Genomic DNA, 17,674 nt, shown 5'->3' on the forward strand with positions numbered 1-17,674 from the left:
CGTCACGGTGATAGGCGGAAATTCGCGCGTTTGAGACCTGGGGGCTTTGGAATGACACATGGTCGAAAACACCGCGTCCTGCTCATCAACGCTTATTTCGACCCCTGGCGAATGGCCACACCCACCCGGCTTTTTGTGCCGCGTGCGATGGCCCCCTATATGTTGGCAGGCTATTTCGACGCCACGCAATGCGAGGTGCGGGTCTGGGACGAGGCTTTTCATGGGGCCATGCTTGATCCCGCGCTCTTTGCCTGGCCCGACATGGTGGTCATCAGCGGACTGACGGCCGCATTCGACCGCGCCCGTCAGCTTGCCGCCTATTGCCGGCACGCCAATCCCCGCGTGATCACGGTGATCGGCGGCCCGATCCCCAGGGCGCTGCCGGGTATTTGCGCCGATGTGTTCGACTACGCCTGCATGGGCGATGTGGAAGAGATCGCGTCTTTGATCGAGGCCACGCTCGGCCCCGATGCCGTCCAGCTTGACGGCGCGCCGCGCTTTGATCTGACCGCGCCCAAACTTGGTCTTGGCTTTGTCGAAACCACGAAAAACTGCAATTTTGCCTGTGCCTTCTGCTCCCTGACCGGAGAAAATCGCGCCTATGTCGCGCATTCCGACGCGTCGATCACGCGTCAGCTCGACGCGATGGGCAAAGTGCCCATCGTGATGGTGCTCGACAACAACTTCTTCGGCAGCAACCGGCGCAGCTATGAACATCGTGTCGAACTTCTGGGCGAACGCTGGCGGTCAGGCCAATTCCGGGGATGGGGCGCATTGGTGACCGGGGATTTCTTCAAACGCCCCGCCAACCTCGAGCTGGCCGCCAAGAATGGCTGTATCGGCTTGTTCTCTGGCGTGGAATCCCTCGATCCCGAGATTTTGCAAGGCTTCAACAAGAAACAAAGCCTGTCGTCCGATCCCCTGTCGCTCGCGCAGGCCTGCGCCGAGCACGGTATCGCCTTTGACTACGGGCTGATCTTTGATTTTGCTCGGCAGACCATCGCGGAGGTTGACGCGCAGATGGACCGACTGATCAGCGATCACCGTATGCCGCTCCCAGCACTGGCGTCGCTTGCCATCCCGATCGCCGGAACCCCCATGTTTGACGAGGCGGTGCAGTCGCAGCGGATCATGCCCGGCGTCTTGCTCAGCGACATGGATGGGCAAAAGCTGGTCGAATGGCCGCAGGACCCCGTTGAAAAGGTTGTACCCTTCTTTCAACGTCTGCTCAGGATGCAGGGCCGTAGGACGGCGCTGGCGCGTCATGTGGTGCGGCATGCCTGGCACTGGCGCAGGCACCTGCCGATTGAAACGACGCTGCTCTCTCTCGTGCGGCCCCTGCACCGGTTCGGCCCGCGCATCGGCGTCGGCAGCCTGGCGCAGATGCGGCAATCCTGGCGCGAACCAAAGCTGACCTATTGTGCGATGACAGACAGGCCGCGCCTGGCTTATCAGCCGATCCACCATATGCCTGATCGGTTCCGCGCCGATTTTGAACCTTTGGTGGTTACCGATGCCAAGGGCGCCCTGACAGACACGTTCGAGGCCGCGCGGACCGCCCCCTTGGCCCAGGTCGTCTAGGCGCCGCCTTCGGCGACCCGAACGTTTTGCAAAAACCGCGACGTGCAGGCGGCCCAGTTCCAACGCTCTGCAGCGGCGCGGCAGGCGGCGGGCTGACGCTGTTCCAATGCCGCAAGCGCCGCGGCATGCAGATCGTCGGACAAGACGCCTGTCACGCCGTCCTGGATCACGTCACGCGGTCCCATCACCGGGTAGGCGGCAACCGAAAGACCGGAGGCGAGCGCCTCCAGAAGAACCATGCCAAACGTATCGGTGCGCGACGGAAAGACGAAGACATCCGCCGCCGCATAATGACGGGCCAGATCCTTGCCAGTCTTGACGCCGGTAAAGTGAACATCGGGATAGTCCCGCTGGAGCTGGGCAAGCTGCGGTCCATCGCCGACCACGACCTTGCTTCCCGGCAGGTCCAGCGCCAAAAAGGCAGACAGGTTCTTTTCCACCGCGACCCGCCCGACGTTCAGAAAGATCGGGCGCGGCAGATCAGCGAAGGGGTCCGAGCCGCAATTCGGGCGAAAAAGACTGGTATCCACGCCGCGTGGCCATGTCATGAGATTTCGAAATCCCCTCGCCTCAAGATCATCCCGAAGACTCCCGGTGGCGACCATGCACCCCGCGCCATGATTGTGAAACCGCCGCAAAATGGCATAGGTGGCCCTGACCGGCACAGGCGCCCGCGCGGCGATGTATTCGGGAAACCGCGTGTGATAGCTGGTTGTAAACGGCCGTTTCCGGCGCCTAAGGGCCGACGCGGCCAGCAGCCCCAAGGGCCCTTCGGTTGCGATATGCACATGATCACAACCAGACGCGTCGATCATATACATGATCCGGCGGCGCGTGGTCAGTGACAAACGCACTGTCGGATATGTCGGACAGGGAAGCGTTCGAAATTGGCAGGGGCTGATAACCTCGGATCTGATCCCCTGTTCAGACAAAGTGTCGATCGTATGCTCAAGCGTTCGCATAACGCCGTTCACGTCAGGCCGCCAAGCATCAGTTATGAACAGGACCGATGTCACCGCGCCATGTCCCGCAGGAATTCAGACCGGATCGCGCCCTCTTTGAAAGGGCTGGCATGAGTGACCGCGCGCTTTGCCATGTTTCTGGCAAAGGCTCTCAGCACCGCATCTTTGAAATGCCCTTTCCTCAGAGACAAACCAGACAGACAAATCTTGCAATAATGGCTTAACCCTGTCCACGAGACAGAGAACTCATAACCCCGCACCACGATCTCCCGATGGGTTTACCCCGACGAAAGAAACGCAAGCGGCCCGACCGTGCAAGCCCTTCAAACGGTATCCTGATAACTTTGAACCGCTATTCGCGTTTCACGTCTCGGAGCTCACAGCAGGCAGATTGCAAAAGCTCCGAGGACGATGATCAAGCAAAACGGTTATTCTGCGCCCATCTGGTCATGTCGTTATCGCCAATTCACACGCAAAGGCGAACACCACCTCAAGCAGCCCCGCTCATCCGCTTTCGCCGCTCTTTGATCCGCTCATCGGCGGCTTGCGTGCCGTCGTGGAAGGACCCGAAAAGTTTGTCCCATGGGATCTCAAGCGAGCCATAGTTACACTCGAAGTAACGGTGATGCATCTGGTGATGAAAGGTGCCCAGCCGCAGCCGGTTTTTGTCTTTCACCATAAGCCCCTCGAACCCCGTATGTGTCGTCACCGCGGTCAGCACGTAATACTGCAGATGATAAAGCACGTGCACCGGGTTTGACGGGATCACGAAATGGATCAGCACCGAGCCAAGAAAGATCAAATGTTCGACCGGATGCATCGCCATGCCCGACCAGGGACCCACGTTTATGTTCCGATGATGCAAGGCATGCACATGTCGATAGAAGAACGGAATATGCAGAAACCGGTGTATCCAGTAGAAATAGAAGCTTTCCCAAATCGGGATAAGCAGGAAAAGCGCCACGAACCAGATCGGGTTTTCGGCAAAAGTCATCAACGGCGCGTACCCATTTGACATCGCCCAGAAGACAAGAACTTCGTAAAAGGTCCAGATCGGCACGCCTGAGGCGAGTGTCCAGAACATGTTATCCCGAATTTGGCCGCCCAAAGTAAATTGTCGGCCGTTCTTCATCAGCGGGCGCGGATCGTATTTCAGCCTCTGGCCCTGTTTGGTGAACGTATAAAAATAAAGATGCAGCGCCCCGGCCACCAGCGTCACGAGGATCAGGTTGCGGATAAACAGCTCGGCAATCCAGCCAACGGCGAGGGTTTTCGTTTCCTCCAGCGGCGGCTGAAAGAAATGGAACGAGACAAACGCGATGCCCACGATGATCAATCGCTCGGTGATCAGGAACCAGGAATTCCAGATCCAGGCCAGCATGGCCACCGGACGTGGTGGCCACCGGAAAAACGGTGACACTTCCAAAGGCACGTTGGGCGTGTGGTTCCAGCCTTTCAATGGGGCATCCGACATGTTTGGCCTCCGTGGATTTAAGGACCTTTTCAGCTTCGCAGATGCAGCTTCCGTTGAAAAACGCTATTATCTGTGCAACTAAATCGGAATTTCAGAGGATGCGATGACCGTCTCACTCAAGGCTATGGCGTATTTCACGACCGCCGTGCGGCATGGAAACATCGCCAAGGCGGCTGCAGAACTAAACATTGCCGCCTCCGCCGTGGCAGCGGCAATCGACCAGATCGAAGATGCGTTCGACCTGACCCTTGTCACCCGCCAGCGGTCTCGCGGGATCCAGCCAAATGCGAATGGGCGCGCAATTGCGCGCAAGTGTGAAAGACTGCTGGAGGAGCATCGCTCGCTCATGGCGGAGGGTGCCGACTTGAGACAAGCGCTGCATGGCACATTGCGTATCGGCTATTACGCACCCGTCGCACCCGCGTTTCTTCCGCAGGTCCTGGCCTCCTTTGTTCCGTCCAGCGGCGATGTCGATATCCATCTGGACGAATGCGACAATGACAAAGCTCAGGACGGTCTGCTGGACGGAACCTATGACGTGATCCTTTTTGTCAGCGACCGCGTCCGCCCAGCGCTGGATTTCGATGTCCTGACCGAGGCGCCGCCCTATTGCCTTCTGCCTCCGACCCATGATCTGGCCCGGAACGCGTCGGTTTCACTGGGCGAGCTTGCAAGCGAGCCCATGGTGGTTCTGAACCGGCCGCTCGCCACGGCCTATTACCAGAACCTGCTCAAGATGCGGGGGCAGGACGCGGCCATCGTCGCCTATGCCACTTCGACGGAAATGGTGCGCAGTCTTGTCGGGGCGGGTCACGGCTGTGCGATCCTCAACATGGTCCCGCTGACGCGCCAGACCTATTGCGGCGCCGAAGTTGTGGCGCTGCCGATCTACGATCCATTGCCGCCGCTCACGCTCTCGCTGGGCTATGACAAAACACGCCCGCGGCGGCTGGTCCGGCACTTCGTCTCGGCGTGTAAAGCGGCTTTTGCCGACGACGCCGAGCACAGGTTCATCGTCGGGTAAACGCCGGCGCGCAACACAGTTTGCCCTAGGTCTACGGCGAGCCAATCGCCCCGGCGGCGCTGAACCAGAACGCCGCGACTATCAAACCGGGGCTGATCTGTCGGCACCTGCTGCGTGAGAGGCTTTTCCGTCTGAACGGCAGATGTGCGATCACGAGAACAGCATGCCCCCGTTTATGTCGATATTCGCTCCGGTCACAAAGGCGCTGTCCTCGCAGGCAAGGAACAGGACCAGATTGGCCGTATCTTCCACGTTGCCCTGACGCTTGAGGGGCGCATTGGATTCAAAACCCCGGCGGCCCGCATCCGGCGTGTGGATATTGTGAAAATCCGTATCGATCATGCCCGGACACAGCGCATTTACGCGGATGTCGGGGCCCAATTCCTTGGCCAGCCCCCGTGTCATGGTCATCACCGCGCCCTTTGCGGTGGCGTAGGCCACGGCACCCGGCCCTCCGCCATCGCGTCCCGCCTGACTGGCCAGATTGACGATTGCACCCGTTTTCATGTGTTGCAGACAGGCCTTTGTCATCAGAAACGTGCTGGTCAGGTTCAACGACATCACCGCGTCCCAATGCTCAAGTTCCATCTCGGCAATGGTCTTTCGTGCGATCAGTCCGCCGGCATTGTTGACCAGAATGTCAACGCCGCCAAAGGTTGCCATTGTCTTTTCGACCAGCGCCTCGACGGCCTCGGGATCGTTCAGATCGCCTTGCAGTGCGATAGCATTGCCTCCGGCCTTTTCGATATCCGTGACAACGGCATCGGCACCCTTTGAACTGGCATAGTAATTGATCGCCACGTTCGCGCCTTCCGCGGCCAGTTTCCGCGCCACGGCCCCACCTATGTCCCGGCCTCCGCCGGTGATGATGGCGGTCTTGCCTGCGAGTTTCATGATCAGTCTCCTGTTTTTCACGGCAGGCCAGACCTGCCTTATGCGGGTGCTAGGGGAAGGCGGCGGGCATCAGCAGACGCGGCAGCCAAAGGATGATCTCGGGGAGCGCGGCCAGAAGCACCAGAATGGCCAGCATCGGGGCAAGGATGATGGCCACCTCTCGCAAGACCTGCACAACGTTCAGCCCGCCGATGGCCGAGGCGATCAAAAGGCAGAGCCCATAGGGCGGTGTGACAAGGCCAAAGGCCAGCGATACGATCCCGATGATGGCAAAGGCAATCGGATCAAGTCCCCCCGCCTGTGCGACCGGCATCAACACCGTTCCCAAAATGATGATCGTCGGGATCGCGTCGATGAAAAGTCCAAAGATCAGAAATAGCGCGGCGATGACCAGCGCGGTGCCGAATGGGCCAAACTCCCAGGCCGTCAGCAGCGCGACGATCATGCGGGGCGCGTTGTAGAAGGACAAAAGCCAGCCAAAAGCCGTCGCCGTGCCGATCGCGAACAGGGAAATCGCCGCAAAGCGCGCGGTGTCATAAAGGATGTGCCCCAGATCCCTTGGCTTCACCGTGCGATAGACGAACATGCCCAGGATCAGCGCATAGCCCGCAGCGATAATCGCGCTTTCGGTCGGGGTGACGATACCCCCGACAATCCCGCCGATCACGAAGATCGGGGTCAGCAGCGCCAGGGCCGCGCCCTTCCATGCGGCGAAGAATTCGCTCCAATTCGGTACCGCGTTGACGGGATAGCCGCGCCGCTTGGCGAACCCGTATACCGTGGCGATCAACGCCAGACCGATCATCAGCCCGGGGATGGCTCCGCCCAGGAAGAGCGCGCCTACCGAAATCTGCATCACGCCGCCCCAGACAATCATCAGGATCGACGGCGGGATGATCACGCCCATCACTGACGAACAGGCCGTGATCGCCACGGCGAAACGCGTATCATATCCCTCTCGCTGCATGGCGGGGATCAGGATCTTGCCGATCCCGGCGGCATCCGCCGTGGACGACCCCGAGATACCGGCAAAGAGCATCGAGACCGCCACGTTCACATGCCCCAGCCCGCCCGGCATCCAGCCTGTCAGCACGCGGGCGAGTTCGATCAGACGGTCCGTGACCTTGCCCGAATTCATCAGATTCGCGGCCAATAGGAAAAACGGCACGGCCAACAGGATAAAGGAATTGTAGGACTGGAACATCCGGTCCAGCACGATGAACGGCGTTAGCCTAAGCTCGATCAGCACGACCGGCACGGTGGCAAGCCCCAGCGCGAACGCGACCGGTATTCGAATAACGATAAGAAGCAGAAAGGCCGCGACCAGCATCAGGCTTGCGGTGGCTGTATCGAGGATCATCTCGCCAGCCTCCGCGCCTGCCGGTAGTCCTGCAGGCATTGCATCAGCCTGAAGGCGGACAGGATGGCCCAAAGTGTCCCCACAATCGGCAGCGCCACATGGGTGACAAGCAGGTTCGCCCGCATCATGACCGATCGCTGTCTGCTGCCGAATTCGGCATATTCAATCCCGTAAACCGCGAAGATCAGACCAAATAACAGAATGGCGAGATGGACGATCCCGTTCTGCGCCAGTCGCATCAAGGGGGAGCGCGCGTCCGGCATAACACGGACGTCAAAATGCGTTCCGTCCCAGACAGCCACGACCGATCCGATCATGACGATCCAGATGAAGATGAAGGTCGCAAGCTCCTCGGTCCAAAGATATGTGGGGATCAACCCGGTGTAGCGAGAGATCACCTGCATCGCGACCGGGACAGCCAGGACACCCATCAGCACGCCCAGCGAGAGACGAAGACCGGCACAGAACCGGTCGAGAAGCCGTTCGATCATATTTGAAATTCCCCTCGCGAAAGTCACGAGATCAGCAGGACGACGGGGCACCAGAACAACACCGGTGCCCCGCCTCTGACTGCTCACATACCCCGGATTTCCGCCAGAAGCTCGGTTGCATCCAGTTCCGCCGCATAGGTGTCCTGGACCGGTTTCACAAGCTCAAGCATCTGATCGCGTCCCTCGAACTCATGGATCACAATCTGCCCGGCATCGGCCATTTCCTGAAGGATCTTGCCGTCCGCGCTGCTTTCAAGCGCCCGGCCAAAGGCGCCCGCCTCGGCTCCGGCTTCCATTACGGCCGCCTGCAAGTCTTCCGGCAGCGCATCGAACGTCTTAGCCGACATGACGATGGGGCGCACGGTGATCGTGTGCTGCGTCAGCGAGATGTGCGGGGACACTTCGTAGAATTTCAGGTTTTGGATCGACGCGGCCTCATTCTCGAAACCCGCGATCACGCCAGTCTGGATCGCGTTGTAAACCTCGTTGTAGGCGATGGCCGACGGGGCCGCGCCCACCGCGCCAAAGGTCTGGGCCTGGATCGGCGCGCCCATAACGCGCATCCTGTGACCTGCCAGCTCTTCCATGTTGGTGATCGGCTCGGCCGAGGCCAGGTTGCGAACGCCCCCGCCGTGATAGCCGATAATGACAATGCCCGCGGCCTCGCGCAGATCGTCCTCAAGAGGGGCCAAAACATCCGATGACAGAACCGCATTCCAGTGGTCCAGATCGCGGAACAGAAACGGCATGTCCATCAGCGGAATGGACTCGGAAAACACCGCCATGTTCGACGGCGCCAGAATCGTGTAATCCACCGCAACGCCCTGATTGAGGTAGGTGACGTAATCGCTCTCGACGCCCAGCTCACCATTCAGGCGCAGGTCGAAATCCACATCTCCATCGTATTTCTCTCCGACCAGGCGTTCGAACTCGCGAAGGGTTTTGGTAAAGGCGTGCTCTTCGTCGAACATGCTGGCGCCTTTAAGCGTGGTTTGCGCCTCGACCGCGGACATGCCGCAGGCGAACGCGGCGGCAACGGTGGCCGCCTTGAGTGAAAAGTTGAGCATAATGTCCTCCCGGTTTTGCTCTTCCTGTCTGCCAGTCGCCCCTCCCAGGCGTGACATGGGTCTTCCGTTATCCCGGCTCTGTCAGGTGCTCCCGTTCGGGCACAGGTCGGAATTCGTTTGGAGCATGACAACCCAAAACTTGTATACTAGTCAACATTTATTATTTTGGATGTATGGGATGTTTCAAAATAGAGTCTGAGCTTCGCTTCAGGGCATTCCGGGAGATCTTTCTAGTATGCAAGAAAACAGGCTGCTAAGGCTGTCGATCTCTGGCACAGTGGGGCAAAGGCGAACAGAAAGACATGAAATGGCCGTAACCGACATCGCAGAACGCACGACCAGCACGGATCATATCTTCGAGACGCTTTACGAGCGAATCGTCAGCCTCGATCTGCTTCCCGGAACCAAGATGTCAGAGACGGACGTCGCGAAATCGTTCGGATACTCGCGCCAGCCCGTGCGTGAGGCGTTCACGCGCCTGGCTAACCTCAATCTTTTGCTGATCCGGCCCCAACGCGCCACGATCGTGCGCCCCTTTTCCCGCGATTTGATTGCCGATGCGCGATTTCTGCGGCTGGCCATTGAGCTTGAGGTCGTTCGTCAGGCCGCTTTGTCGTCCGAACAGGCAATCGCCCTCAAACTGAACAAAAGCCTGAAAGCGCAGCGGGAGGCCATTTCCGCAGGCGACACAAAGGCCTTCCACGAACTCGACTACGACTTTCACAACCTACTTTGCGCGGCGGCTGGGCGTCCGGCCGCCTTTGATCAGATTGCCGCGAACAAAGCCCAGGTCGACAGGCTCTGCATGCTGTCCCTGACCAGTGCCGAAGCGATGGAGACCTTGTATCAGGATCACGCCGACCTCGTCGCCGCTATTGCCGGTAATGACCCGGGCGGGGCCGATACGGTTCTGCGCCGGCATTTGAGCCGTCTCGATCCGATCATCGACGCCATATACACGACGCATCGCGGCTATTTCGAGGACTGACCGCATCGCGGGTTTTTGAGAGAGTGGTGAGCCGTGCAGGATTCGAACCTGCGACCCACTGATTAAAAGTCAGTTGCTCTACCAACTGAGCTAACGGCCCACTCTGTTTCAGCCGGATCCTGCTCTCGCTTTGCTGCCAGGAAACCTGCAGCCAACGTGCCAGAGCCAGTTTGAACATGTCTTTCAACATGCCCGGCTAGGTGACCCATCTAGAAAAGCGAAAGGGGGCGGTCAAGTCCAAAAACCCAAGTTTCGCTGCGGCATACTGGATTCACAGGGGTGGCCCAAGTATACGCGCGTCATGGAAACCGATCCGACATCCCAGATGCCCTTCATGAAGATGCATGGGCTTGGAAACGACTTCGTCGTTCTTGACCAACGTGGCCAGGCGCCTGCGGTGTCGGAACGGCTTGTGGCCGGTCTCGCGGATCGGCACCGGGGGGTGGGCTTTGATCAGCTTGCCGCGATCTCGGACGGTGCGGAAGATGCGCATCTGACCTTCTACAACGCGGACGGATCAATGTCCGCGGCCTGTGGAAATGCGACACGATGCGTGGCGCGCTATCTCATGGATGAAACCGGACGGGATGCGGTCAGGCTGACCACGGATCGCGGCGTCTTGGAGGCGGTCGATGCCGGCGGCGGGCTCGTCTCCGTCAACATGGGCGCGCCCCAGCTGGACTGGCGGGACATTCCCCTGTCGCATGACATGGATATCGACGCCTTGCCCATAGACGGCGCGCCGATGGCCACGGGTATGGGCAATCCCCATTGCACCTTCTTTGTCGAGAACGCAGAGGCCGAAGACCTTCAGGCATACGGTCAGCGCTATGAAACACACGAATTCTTTCCCGAACGTACCAATGTTCAGGTGGTCTCTCTTACCGGTCCGAACAGCCTGCGGGTCCGGGTATGGGAACGCGGTGTGGGCCACACATTGGCGTCCGGCTCTTCGTCCTGCGCGGTGGCCGTGGCCGCGGCCCGCCGTGGCCTGACCGACCGGCAGGTCACTTTGCATCTCGACGGTGGGGCGCTTTCCGTCCACTGGACAGACATTGGCGTCTGGATGACGGGCCCGACGATGCATGTCTTCTCTGGAACACTCACCCCTGCGTTTCTGGAGGCCTGGTCATGACAGCGCCTGTCTTCACGACGCTCGGCTGCCGGCTCAACGCCTATGAAACCGAAGCGATGAAGGAACTTTCCGCCGAGGCCGGCCTTTCCAACGCGGTTGTCGTCAATACCTGCGCGGTCACGGCAGAGGCTGTGCGGAAGGCTCGGCAAGAGATCCGCAAGCTGCGCCGCGATCATCCCGATGCGCGCCTTATCGTAACAGGCTGCGCCGCTCAGACAGAACCGGACACTTTCGCAAGCATGGACGAAGTGGATGCGGTGATTGGCAATACCGAAAAAATGCAGGCCGATACCTGGGCCGGGCTGGCGGCGGACTTCATCGGTGAAACCGAAGCCGTTCAGGTGGACGACATCATGTCCGTCACCGAAACGGCGGGGCATCTGATCGACGGGTTCGGCACCCGCTCCCGTGCCTATGTTCAGGTCCAGAACGGCTGCGATCATCGCTGTACGTTCTGCATCATTCCGTTTGGCCGGGGCAATTCCCGCTCCGTGCCCGCCGGCGTCGTGGTCGATCAGATCAAGCGCCTTGTCGATCGCGGCTATAACGAAGTGGTCCTCACGGGGGTCGATCTCACCAGTTGGGGCGCGGACCTGCCCGCAGAACCGCGCCTTGGCGATCTGGTGCTGCGCATCCTCAAGCTGGTGCCCGATCTTCCCCGCCTGCGGATCAGCTCCATCGATTCGATCGAAGTGGACGATGCGCTGATGCAGGCCATCGCGACCGAGCCGCGCCTGATGCCCCACCTGCATCTGTCCTTGCAGCACGGCGACGACCTGATCCTGAAGCGGATGAAGCGCCGTCATCTGCGAGACGACGCCATTCGCTTTTGCGAGGAGGCGCGCAGGCTGCGGCCCGACATGACATTCGGGGCGGACATCATCGCAGGCTTTCCGACCGAAACAGAGGCGATGTTCGAAAACGCCCTGCGCCTTGTCGATGAGTGTGATCTGACCTGGCTGCATGTCTTCCCCTATTCGCCCCGGCCCGGCACACCGGCGGCGCGCATGCCGCAGGTGCATGGGCGGGCGATAAAGGATCGTGCGGCCCGGCTTCGCAAGGCGGGCGCGGCCCGGACCGAACGACATATGAAGGCTCAGATCGGCCGGACCCACAACGTGCTGATGGAAAACCCTCATATGGGCCGCACGGAACAATTTGCAGAGGTGTCGGTTAAAGACCCGCAGCCGGAAGGGCAGATTGTCCAGCTCCGCACCACCGGCTATGACGGAACGCGCCTCACAGCGCGCTTATTTTGATATATTCTTTTCCTGGGAGGTTTCATGTTCAAGGATCCCCTGCCAAAGACCGGTTTTCTCGCAAACGCTTCAGAAGAACTCGTGCGCCTTCTCGATGCGCTGGCCAGTGAGGAGACACTCTCATCCGGCGATGTCCTGTTCGAACAAGGTGATGAGGGGGACGCTCTTTTCGTAATCACGCGCGGACAACTCGAATTCTCCGTGCTGTCCATGGATGGCCGCAAGCTGGCGCTCGACGTGATGAAGGCCGGCGCGCTTTTCGGAGAGATCGCGCTTTTCGATCCGGGCCCGCGCACGGCCACCGCCACGGCGCTGACCGAAAGCCGGGTCTTGCGGGTCAAGTACGCGGATGTGCTGGATGCCATTCACAAGACACCTCACCTCGCAATTGATCTGATCCGCCTTGCCGGTCAGCGGATGCGCTGGATGAACAGCCAATTGAACGACCAGGTCTTTCTGCCATTGCCGACGCGCCTCGCCAGAAAGATCCTGCATCTGCTTCCGGACGAGGCCCAGGCCGATCAACCGTCGCTGAAACTGTCTCAGGCAGAGCTGGCGGACTTTGTCGGCGCCACGCGGGAAGCCGTATCCAAGACGCTGGCCACATGGCGCCGCGCGGATGTGGTCGAGGCGTCCCGTGGCGGACTGACCATTCTGGATCGAACAACGCTTCGCGCGATGGCGGAACTCGACCAGATATAAATCCCGCGACTGTGAGCCAGTTCACAGACCCCAAATCACCCACGTGACATATTGAATGCGTCGATGGCGCAAAGGTGCAACCCTTTCCAGGGCCCGTAACCCTAGTCGCCACGCGACAGGACACGTTTGGGTTAGACACTGACTGAGTGATGCAGAAGCCGGCCTGATATCCGCCCGTCCGGGTGGTGATTTGTCGGGTTCTACAGATCGGCTACTAGTTCCGGGCCGCTCTGATGGGTTCACTTGGGCGTTGCGGTCGGTGATCTGCGGGTGTGAGTGCATGCGCAGATAAAAGCCCCCCGCGAAATTAGGCGCGGGGGGCTTTTTCTTTTAGATCTGTTTGGTCCGACGGATCAGCTGGACTTTTTGCCCTTCACCGGCGCCCAGATCCGCTTGTTCGTCAGATACAGCAACACCGACAGGATGGTCAGGAACATCACCCCGACAAATCCGGCCTGCTTGCGCGCCATCATCTTCGGCTCAGCCGTCCACATCAAAAACGCCGAAACGTCTTCTGACAGGTGATACACATCGTTTGCATGGCCGTCTGCGAACTCGACCTGCTCGTCATAAAGCGGTGGCGCCATCGCGATCCAGCCACCGGGGAACGCGGTGTTCTCGTACAGGATCGCACCCGCTTCTTCTTTCTCGTTACCGGTATACCCGGTGAGGAGAGAGGCGATATATTCCGGGCCACCCATCCCTTTGAAAAGCTGGTTCAGCCCCAGGCCGTAGGGGCCGTGAAACCCCGCGCGACCCTTCGCCATAAGGCTCAGGTCGGGTGCATTCTCCAGGCTGGATTCCGGGAAATGATCCGTAGGCACCGCCGGGCGAAAGTCGTCCAGTTCAGCGTCGAACACTTCGAAATTGTCCGACGCGTAGGCGCGCACCTGATCGTCAGGCAGGTTCGGCCCGCCTTCATCCCCCAGGGTGCGCAGCGGCACATATTCCAAGCCATGACATGCCGCGCAGACCTCGGTGTAGATCTGCAAACCGCGCTGCAGCTGGTTTTGATCATACGTTCCGAACGGGCCTTCAAACGAAAAGTCGAAGTCCTCGATCTTGGTGTCGTAGGCGCCTGCCGCATAACTCGCGGCAGGTGTCAGGACGAGGGCCGCAATCGCCGAGATTGCAAGTTTCTTGAACATGGTTTTCCCAGTCCTTTCGTTACTCTGCCGGGGTGGCCTGAGGGGCTGCGCCCTTGGCACCGTCGGTGGATTTACCGTAATGCGCTTCGAAGTCCTCTTCGATGCTTGCAGGCGGCACGTCCGGTTTCTCGATCACGCCCAGCAACGGCAGGATGATCAGGAAGTATGCGAACCAATAGGCTGATCCGATCAGCGCGATATAGGGATAGATCCCTTCCGCCGGCATCGCGCCCACCCAGGTCAGCACGACAAAGTTCACGACAAAAAGCGCAAACCACCATTTGAACATCGGACGATACCGGCCCGAGCGCACCGACGAAGTGTCGAGCCACGGCGCCAGCGCCATGACCGCGATCGCGCCAAACATCGCCAGCACACCAAAGAAGGTGGAGTCGATGATGCCACCGGTAATCCAGTTCGCCGCAATCACGACCCAGACGTCACCGTCAAAGGCCCGCAGGATCGCGTAGAACGGCAGGAAGTACCATTCCGGCACGATGTGCGACGGCGTCACCAGCGCATTCGCCTCGATATAGTTGTCCGGGTGGCCCAGATAGTTCGGCATGAAGCCCACGATCGCCCAGAACACCGCCAGGATCACTGCCAGTGCGAACAGATCCTTGATCACGAAATAGGGCCAGAACGGCAGGGTGTCTTTCTCCGCCTCTTCCTTGGAGCCGCGGCGCACTTCAACACCCGTCGGGTTGTTGTTACCCGTGGTGTGGAAGGCCCAGATATGCACGATCACGAGACCGGCAATCACGAACGGCAGCAGATAGTGCAGCGAGAAGAAGCGGTTCAGCGTGGCATTGTCCACGGCAGGTCCGCCCAGCAGCCAGGTCTGGATCGCCTCGCCGACAAACGGGATGGCGCCGAAGAGGCCGGTGATCACCGTGGCGCCCCAGAACGACATCTGACCCCAGGGCAGAACGTAGCCCATAAAGGCCGTACCCATCATCAGCAGGTAGATGAGCATCCCGATGATCCACGTAATCTCACGCGGGGATTTGTACGAGCCGTAGTAAAGGCCACGGAAGATGTGCGCATAGACGGCGATAAAGAACAGCGAAGCACCATTCTGGTGGATGTAGCGCAGCATATGCCCGCCATTCACGTTCCGCATGATGTGCTCGACCGAGGCGAAGGCCAGGTCGACATGCGGTGTGTAATGCATCACCAGCACGATACCGGTCACGATCTGCAGCACCAGGCAGAAGGTCAGCACGATGCCCCAGATCCACATCCAGTTCAGGTTCTTGGGTGTGGGGATCATGATCGTGTCATACATCAGCCCGACAACAGGCAGACGCGAGTGCAACCACTTCTCTCCGGAAGATTTTGGTTCGTAATGATCGTGTGGAATTCCAGACATGTCTCCCCTCCCTTACCCGAGTTGAATCGTTGTCTCGTCGACGAAGACCGCTTCCGGTACAGGAAGGTTCTCCGGCGCCGGGCCACGGCGAATGCGGCCCGCCGTGTCGTAGTGTGAGCCGTGGCAGGGGCAGAACCAGCCATTGAAATCGCCGGCCCCGTCACCCAGAGGTACACAGCCCAGGTGGGTGCAGACGCCTTGCATCACCAGCCATTCGCCCGCTTCGTCCAGCGTGCGGTTTTCGTCAGAGGCCGGTGCCTCCCCGATATTTTCGTTCCTTGCGTCCCGATCAGGAAGGTCCGACAGTTCGACCGCGCGCGCCTGCTCGATCTCTTCCTCCGTGCGGCGCCGGATAAAGACGGGTTTGCCAAGGAACTTCACGCTGATCTGCGTGCCGGGCTCGACCCCGCCCACATCGACGCGGATCGACGACAGCGCCTGAACGTCCGCGGACGGGTTCATCTGATTGACCAGCGGCCACACGGCGGCCCCTGCGGTTACGGCACCTGCGCCAGCCGTGGCGTAGTAGAGGAAATCTCTCCGGGTGCCTTCGTGGTCTTCTGCGTGGGACACGAGGTTTACTCCATTCCAGTCATCGGGCCGATATCGACCAAATACCTAAACAGACCGTCAAAAAATGCGGCCATCTTGCGGCGTATTTAGCGGGGGGTCCCCACTCCGTCCAGTAAAGAGGGGGAGGCGAGTGGTCGCAGGCCGTAACCCGGTCTCATCAACCCCAAGATATGGGGTCATCCCCCCTCGGGAGGCACAGTTTCAGCCAGGCTCGGTCGGGCCGACATCGTCTCGAACCAGGCCGCAAGCGCATCATTCCCGTTGCGCCAGCCATAAGAGTCGTGCCGGAAATCGACATAGCCCAGCGCGCAGGCCACCGCGATCTGACCCATGTCCAGTTTGCCCGCCAGATGGCTCATCCAGCGCGTGTTCAATGCGGTACAGGCCCTCTCGATCTTGGACCATTGAGCCGCGCTCCAATCCTCCCACTGCATACCGTCCGGGCGCAGCCGCCGTTCATAGGTCATCAGCAAAGCGGCATCCAGGATCCCATCGGCCAACGCCTCCAGCGTCAGCGTCTCCCAGCGTCTCGGGCCCTCCGGATAAAGCCCGCCCTTCCCGCGGTCATCCAGATAGGCGCAGATCACCCGACTGTCGAAGAGCGTTGGCCCTTCGGGTCGCTCAAGTGCCGGGATCTTGGCCAGCGGGTTCTTTGGCAGCAGAATATCCGTCGGTGCCGTGGGCGCCGTGCTCGACTGGACCAGCTCGACATCTCCGATCTGCCCCGTCTCGTGCAACAGCACCATGACCTTCCGCACATAGGGTGAGGTCGGACTGTAATAGAGTTTCATCGCAATCTCCCTTCGCCGCACCGGCACCCTAGGCGCCGCGCATCAGCGCCGCAAGCGCTGCCAGATCCGTTCCGATCCCATAGCCTTCGACATGATCGGCCGCGCGCAGACGCACGTCGTCCGGCTTGTTCTGGTTCAGCTTCCAGGTGCCCTGCACATCCTCGATCCGCATCCGGCAGGGCACGATCATCCGCATCATCTTCTCCATCACGCCGTCCGACATCTTGTCCGAGGTCCAGGGCGCCTTCGGCAGCAATCTCTCCTCAAAGAAGGCCGCTTGCCGATCCAGCAGCGCGTGCAAGTCCTCCTGTGGCCGCTTCTCCAGCGTGCCGGTCAAATGCACCGCCACGTAATTCCACGTCGGCACCTGATCCTCCGCCCCGTACCAGTCCGGAGACACGTAGCTGTCCGGCCCCGACACCGCGACGCGAGCCCGCAAGGGCTCAAGGAGCGCGCGCGCAATGGGATTCGACCGCACCAGATGCAAATGTAACCACGCCCCGTCCTCATCGATAAGAAACGGCACATGCGACAGCATCGGCGCCCCCTCGGCCTCCACCGCCAGCACGCCAAAGGCCCTGTCCCTCGCAAAGGCAAGGTTCTCCGCTGCCTCTTGCGTGTGAAAAACCGGGTTGGGATGCATCTGCCCCTCCATTCGACCACACGTCGCTCTTGCAGGGCCGCCCCGTCTTTTGCAACCATGTCCCTGTTCTCAGGGCGGGGTGAAATTCCCCACCGGCGGTATGCGGGCACCGACCCGTAAGCCCGCGAGCGGCCTCATGCGAGGTGTCAGCAGATCTGGTGAGAGGCCAGAGCCGACGGTGACAGTCCGGATGAAAGAGGACGCGCAGGC

At 60.1% G+C, this 17,674-nt stretch carries 17 protein-coding genes, 1 tRNA gene and 1 riboswitch; of the genes, 6 read left to right on the plus strand and 12 right to left on the minus strand.

Going from position 1 to position 17,674, the window contains the following annotated elements; genetic code table 11:
* Nucleotides 1–111: 111 nt before the first annotated feature.
* The gene (locus CFI11_RS22665; RefSeq protein WP_217358740.1) at nucleotides 112–1,581 is read left to right on the plus strand and encodes a radical SAM protein; all 1,470 of its coding nucleotides are present in this window, start codon (nucleotides 112–114) and stop codon (nucleotides 1,579–1,581) included.
* On the opposite strand, the gene CFI11_RS22670 is transcribed toward CFI11_RS22665, so the two are convergent.
* Nucleotides 1,578–2,543 carry a glycosyltransferase family 1 protein gene (locus CFI11_RS22670; protein WP_130409752.1) on the minus strand — a complete coding sequence of 322 codons (966 nt, stop codon included), beginning with the start codon at nucleotides 2,541–2,543 and terminating at the stop codon, nucleotides 1,578–1,580. The genes CFI11_RS22665 and CFI11_RS22670 overlap by 4 nt on opposite strands.
* Before the next feature lie 490 nt (nucleotides 2,544–3,033).
* Nucleotides 3,034–4,017 carry a sterol desaturase family protein gene (locus CFI11_RS22675; protein ID WP_130409753.1) on the minus strand — a complete coding sequence of 328 codons (984 nt, stop codon included), beginning with the start codon at nucleotides 4,015–4,017 and terminating at the stop codon, nucleotides 3,034–3,036.
* Nucleotides 4,018–4,120: 103 nt separating this feature from the next.
* On the opposite strand from CFI11_RS22675, the gene CFI11_RS22680 reads away from it, so the two are divergent.
* Nucleotides 4,121–5,041, plus strand: a complete 921-nt coding sequence (locus tag CFI11_RS22680; protein ID WP_130409754.1) for a LysR family transcriptional regulator — start codon at nucleotides 4,121–4,123, stop codon at nucleotides 5,039–5,041.
* A 150-nt stretch (nucleotides 5,042–5,191) separates the two neighbouring features.
* On the opposite strand, the gene CFI11_RS22685 is transcribed toward CFI11_RS22680, so the two are convergent.
* The 4 genes from CFI11_RS22685 to CFI11_RS22700 form a co-directional block, all read right to left on the minus strand.
* The gene (locus CFI11_RS22685; RefSeq protein WP_130409755.1) at nucleotides 5,192–5,935 is read right to left on the minus strand and encodes an SDR family NAD(P)-dependent oxidoreductase; all 744 of its coding nucleotides are present in this window, start codon (nucleotides 5,933–5,935) and stop codon (nucleotides 5,192–5,194) included.
* A 49-nt stretch (nucleotides 5,936–5,984) separates the two neighbouring features.
* A complete protein-coding gene (locus tag CFI11_RS22690; protein ID WP_130409756.1) occupies nucleotides 5,985–7,295 on the minus strand; it encodes a TRAP transporter large permease in 1,311 nt (436 codons plus the stop codon).
* A complete protein-coding gene (locus CFI11_RS22695; protein WP_130409757.1) occupies nucleotides 7,292–7,786 on the minus strand; it encodes a TRAP transporter small permease in 495 nt (164 codons plus the stop codon). Before CFI11_RS22695 ends, CFI11_RS22690 begins: the two co-directional genes overlap by 4 nt.
* 83 nt (nucleotides 7,787–7,869) lie before the next feature.
* The gene (locus CFI11_RS22700; RefSeq protein ID WP_130409758.1) at nucleotides 7,870–8,853 is read right to left on the minus strand and encodes a TRAP transporter substrate-binding protein; all 984 of its coding nucleotides are present in this window, start codon (nucleotides 8,851–8,853) and stop codon (nucleotides 7,870–7,872) included.
* 307 nt (nucleotides 8,854–9,160) lie between these two features.
* Between CFI11_RS22700 and CFI11_RS22705 the strand changes: the two genes are divergently transcribed.
* A complete protein-coding gene (locus CFI11_RS22705; protein ID WP_130409759.1) occupies nucleotides 9,161–9,841 on the plus strand; it encodes a GntR family transcriptional regulator in 681 nt (226 codons plus the stop codon).
* Nucleotides 9,842–9,865: 24 nt separating this feature from the next.
* Here CFI11_RS22705 and CFI11_RS22710 read toward each other — a convergent pair.
* Nucleotides 9,866–9,941 (minus strand) — tRNA-Lys (locus tag CFI11_RS22710).
* Nucleotides 9,942–10,142: 201 nt separating this feature from the next.
* On the opposite strand from CFI11_RS22710, the gene dapF reads away from it, so the two are divergent.
* Genes dapF through CFI11_RS22725 form a run of 3 tightly spaced genes read left to right on the plus strand, consistent with a single transcriptional unit; the run spans nucleotide 10,143 to nucleotide 12,937 of the window.
* Nucleotides 10,143–10,976 (plus strand): diaminopimelate epimerase, encoded by an 834-nt coding sequence (gene dapF, locus CFI11_RS22715; RefSeq protein WP_254448994.1) that lies wholly within the window; start codon nucleotides 10,143–10,145, stop codon nucleotides 10,974–10,976.
* Nucleotides 10,973–12,235: a tRNA (N(6)-L-threonylcarbamoyladenosine(37)-C(2))-methylthiotransferase MtaB gene (gene mtaB, locus CFI11_RS22720; protein ID WP_130409760.1), complete on the plus strand. Its 1,263-nt coding sequence runs from the start codon at nucleotides 10,973–10,975 to the stop codon at nucleotides 12,233–12,235. Before dapF ends, mtaB begins: the two co-directional genes overlap by 4 nt.
* Before the next feature lie 24 nt (nucleotides 12,236–12,259).
* Nucleotides 12,260–12,937 carry a Crp/Fnr family transcriptional regulator gene (locus CFI11_RS22725; protein WP_130409761.1) on the plus strand — a complete coding sequence of 226 codons (678 nt, stop codon included), beginning with the start codon at nucleotides 12,260–12,262 and terminating at the stop codon, nucleotides 12,935–12,937.
* A 353-nt stretch (nucleotides 12,938–13,290) separates the two neighbouring features.
* Here CFI11_RS22725 and CFI11_RS22730 read toward each other — a convergent pair whose 3' ends face one another.
* From CFI11_RS22730 to CFI11_RS22750, 5 genes are all read right to left on the minus strand, one after another.
* Nucleotides 13,291–14,085 (minus strand): cytochrome c1, encoded by a 795-nt coding sequence (locus tag CFI11_RS22730; RefSeq protein WP_130409762.1) that lies wholly within the window; start codon nucleotides 14,083–14,085, stop codon nucleotides 13,291–13,293.
* Nucleotides 14,086–14,104: 19 nt separating this feature from the next.
* Complete coding sequence (gene petB / locus CFI11_RS22735) at nucleotides 14,105–15,457, minus strand: cytochrome b (RefSeq protein WP_130409763.1); 1,353 nt, start codon at nucleotides 15,455–15,457, stop codon at nucleotides 14,105–14,107.
* Nucleotides 15,458–15,469: 12 nt separating this feature from the next.
* The gene (gene petA, locus CFI11_RS22740; protein ID WP_130409764.1) at nucleotides 15,470–16,030 is read right to left on the minus strand and encodes a ubiquinol-cytochrome c reductase iron-sulfur subunit; all 561 of its coding nucleotides are present in this window, start codon (nucleotides 16,028–16,030) and stop codon (nucleotides 15,470–15,472) included.
* Between the two features lie 176 nt (nucleotides 16,031–16,206).
* Nucleotides 16,207–16,821, minus strand: a complete 615-nt coding sequence (locus tag CFI11_RS22745) for a glutathione S-transferase (RefSeq protein ID WP_130409765.1) — start codon at nucleotides 16,819–16,821, stop codon at nucleotides 16,207–16,209.
* Nucleotides 16,822–16,849: 28 nt separating this feature from the next.
* Nucleotides 16,850–17,464 (minus strand): FMN-binding negative transcriptional regulator, encoded by a 615-nt coding sequence (locus CFI11_RS22750; RefSeq protein ID WP_130409766.1) that lies wholly within the window; start codon nucleotides 17,462–17,464, stop codon nucleotides 16,850–16,852.
* 61 nt (nucleotides 17,465–17,525) lie between these two features.
* A riboswitch (FMN riboswitch) is annotated at nucleotides 17,526–17,670 on the plus strand.
* The last annotated feature ends 4 nt before the right edge of the window (nucleotides 17,671–17,674 follow it).

It is taken from the genome of Thalassococcus sp. S3 (assembly GCF_004216475.1).
GTDB lineage: Bacteria > Pseudomonadota > Alphaproteobacteria > Rhodobacterales > Rhodobacteraceae.

Bases quoted from the DNA above. Each gene is read 5' to 3' on its own strand.
- CFI11_RS22675 (WP_130409753.1), bottom strand. From the start codon at position 4,017: ATGTCGGATGCCCCATTGAAAGGCTGGAACCACACGCCCAACGTGCCT.
- CFI11_RS22665 (WP_217358740.1), top strand. From the start codon at position 112: ATGGCCACACCCACCCGGCTTTTTGTGCCGCGTGCGATGGCCCCCTAT.
- mtaB (WP_130409760.1), top strand. From the start codon at position 10,973: ATGACAGCGCCTGTCTTCACGACGCTCGGCTGCCGGCTCAACGCCTAT.
- CFI11_RS22730 (WP_130409762.1), bottom strand. From the start codon at position 14,085: ATGTTCAAGAAACTTGCAATCTCGGCGATTGCGGCCCTCGTCCTGACA.
- petB (WP_130409763.1), bottom strand. From the start codon at position 15,457: ATGTCTGGAATTCCACACGATCATTACGAACCAAAATCTTCCGGAGAG.
- CFI11_RS22695 (WP_130409757.1), bottom strand. From the start codon at position 7,786: ATGATCGAACGGCTTCTCGACCGGTTCTGTGCCGGTCTTCGTCTCTCG.
- CFI11_RS22685 (WP_130409755.1), bottom strand. From the start codon at position 5,935: ATGAAACTCGCAGGCAAGACCGCCATCATCACCGGCGGAGGCCGGGAC.
- CFI11_RS22745 (WP_130409765.1), bottom strand. From the start codon at position 16,821: ATGAAACTCTATTACAGTCCGACCTCACCCTATGTGCGGAAGGTCATG.
- dapF (WP_254448994.1), top strand. From the start codon at position 10,143: ATGGAAACCGATCCGACATCCCAGATGCCCTTCATGAAGATGCATGGG.
- CFI11_RS22700 (WP_130409758.1), bottom strand. From the start codon at position 8,853: ATGCTCAACTTTTCACTCAAGGCGGCCACCGTTGCCGCCGCGTTCGCC.
- CFI11_RS22750 (WP_130409766.1), bottom strand. From the start codon at position 17,464: ATGCATCCCAACCCGGTTTTTCACACGCAAGAGGCAGCGGAGAACCTT.
- CFI11_RS22690 (WP_130409756.1), bottom strand. From the start codon at position 7,295: ATGATCCTCGATACAGCCACCGCAAGCCTGATGCTGGTCGCGGCCTTT.
- CFI11_RS22680 (WP_130409754.1), top strand. From the start codon at position 4,121: ATGACCGTCTCACTCAAGGCTATGGCGTATTTCACGACCGCCGTGCGG.
- CFI11_RS22725 (WP_130409761.1), top strand. From the start codon at position 12,260: ATGTTCAAGGATCCCCTGCCAAAGACCGGTTTTCTCGCAAACGCTTCA.
- CFI11_RS22670 (WP_130409752.1), bottom strand. From the start codon at position 2,543: ATGCGAACGCTTGAGCATACGATCGACACTTTGTCTGAACAGGGGATC.
- CFI11_RS22705 (WP_130409759.1), top strand. From the start codon at position 9,161: ATGGCCGTAACCGACATCGCAGAACGCACGACCAGCACGGATCATATC.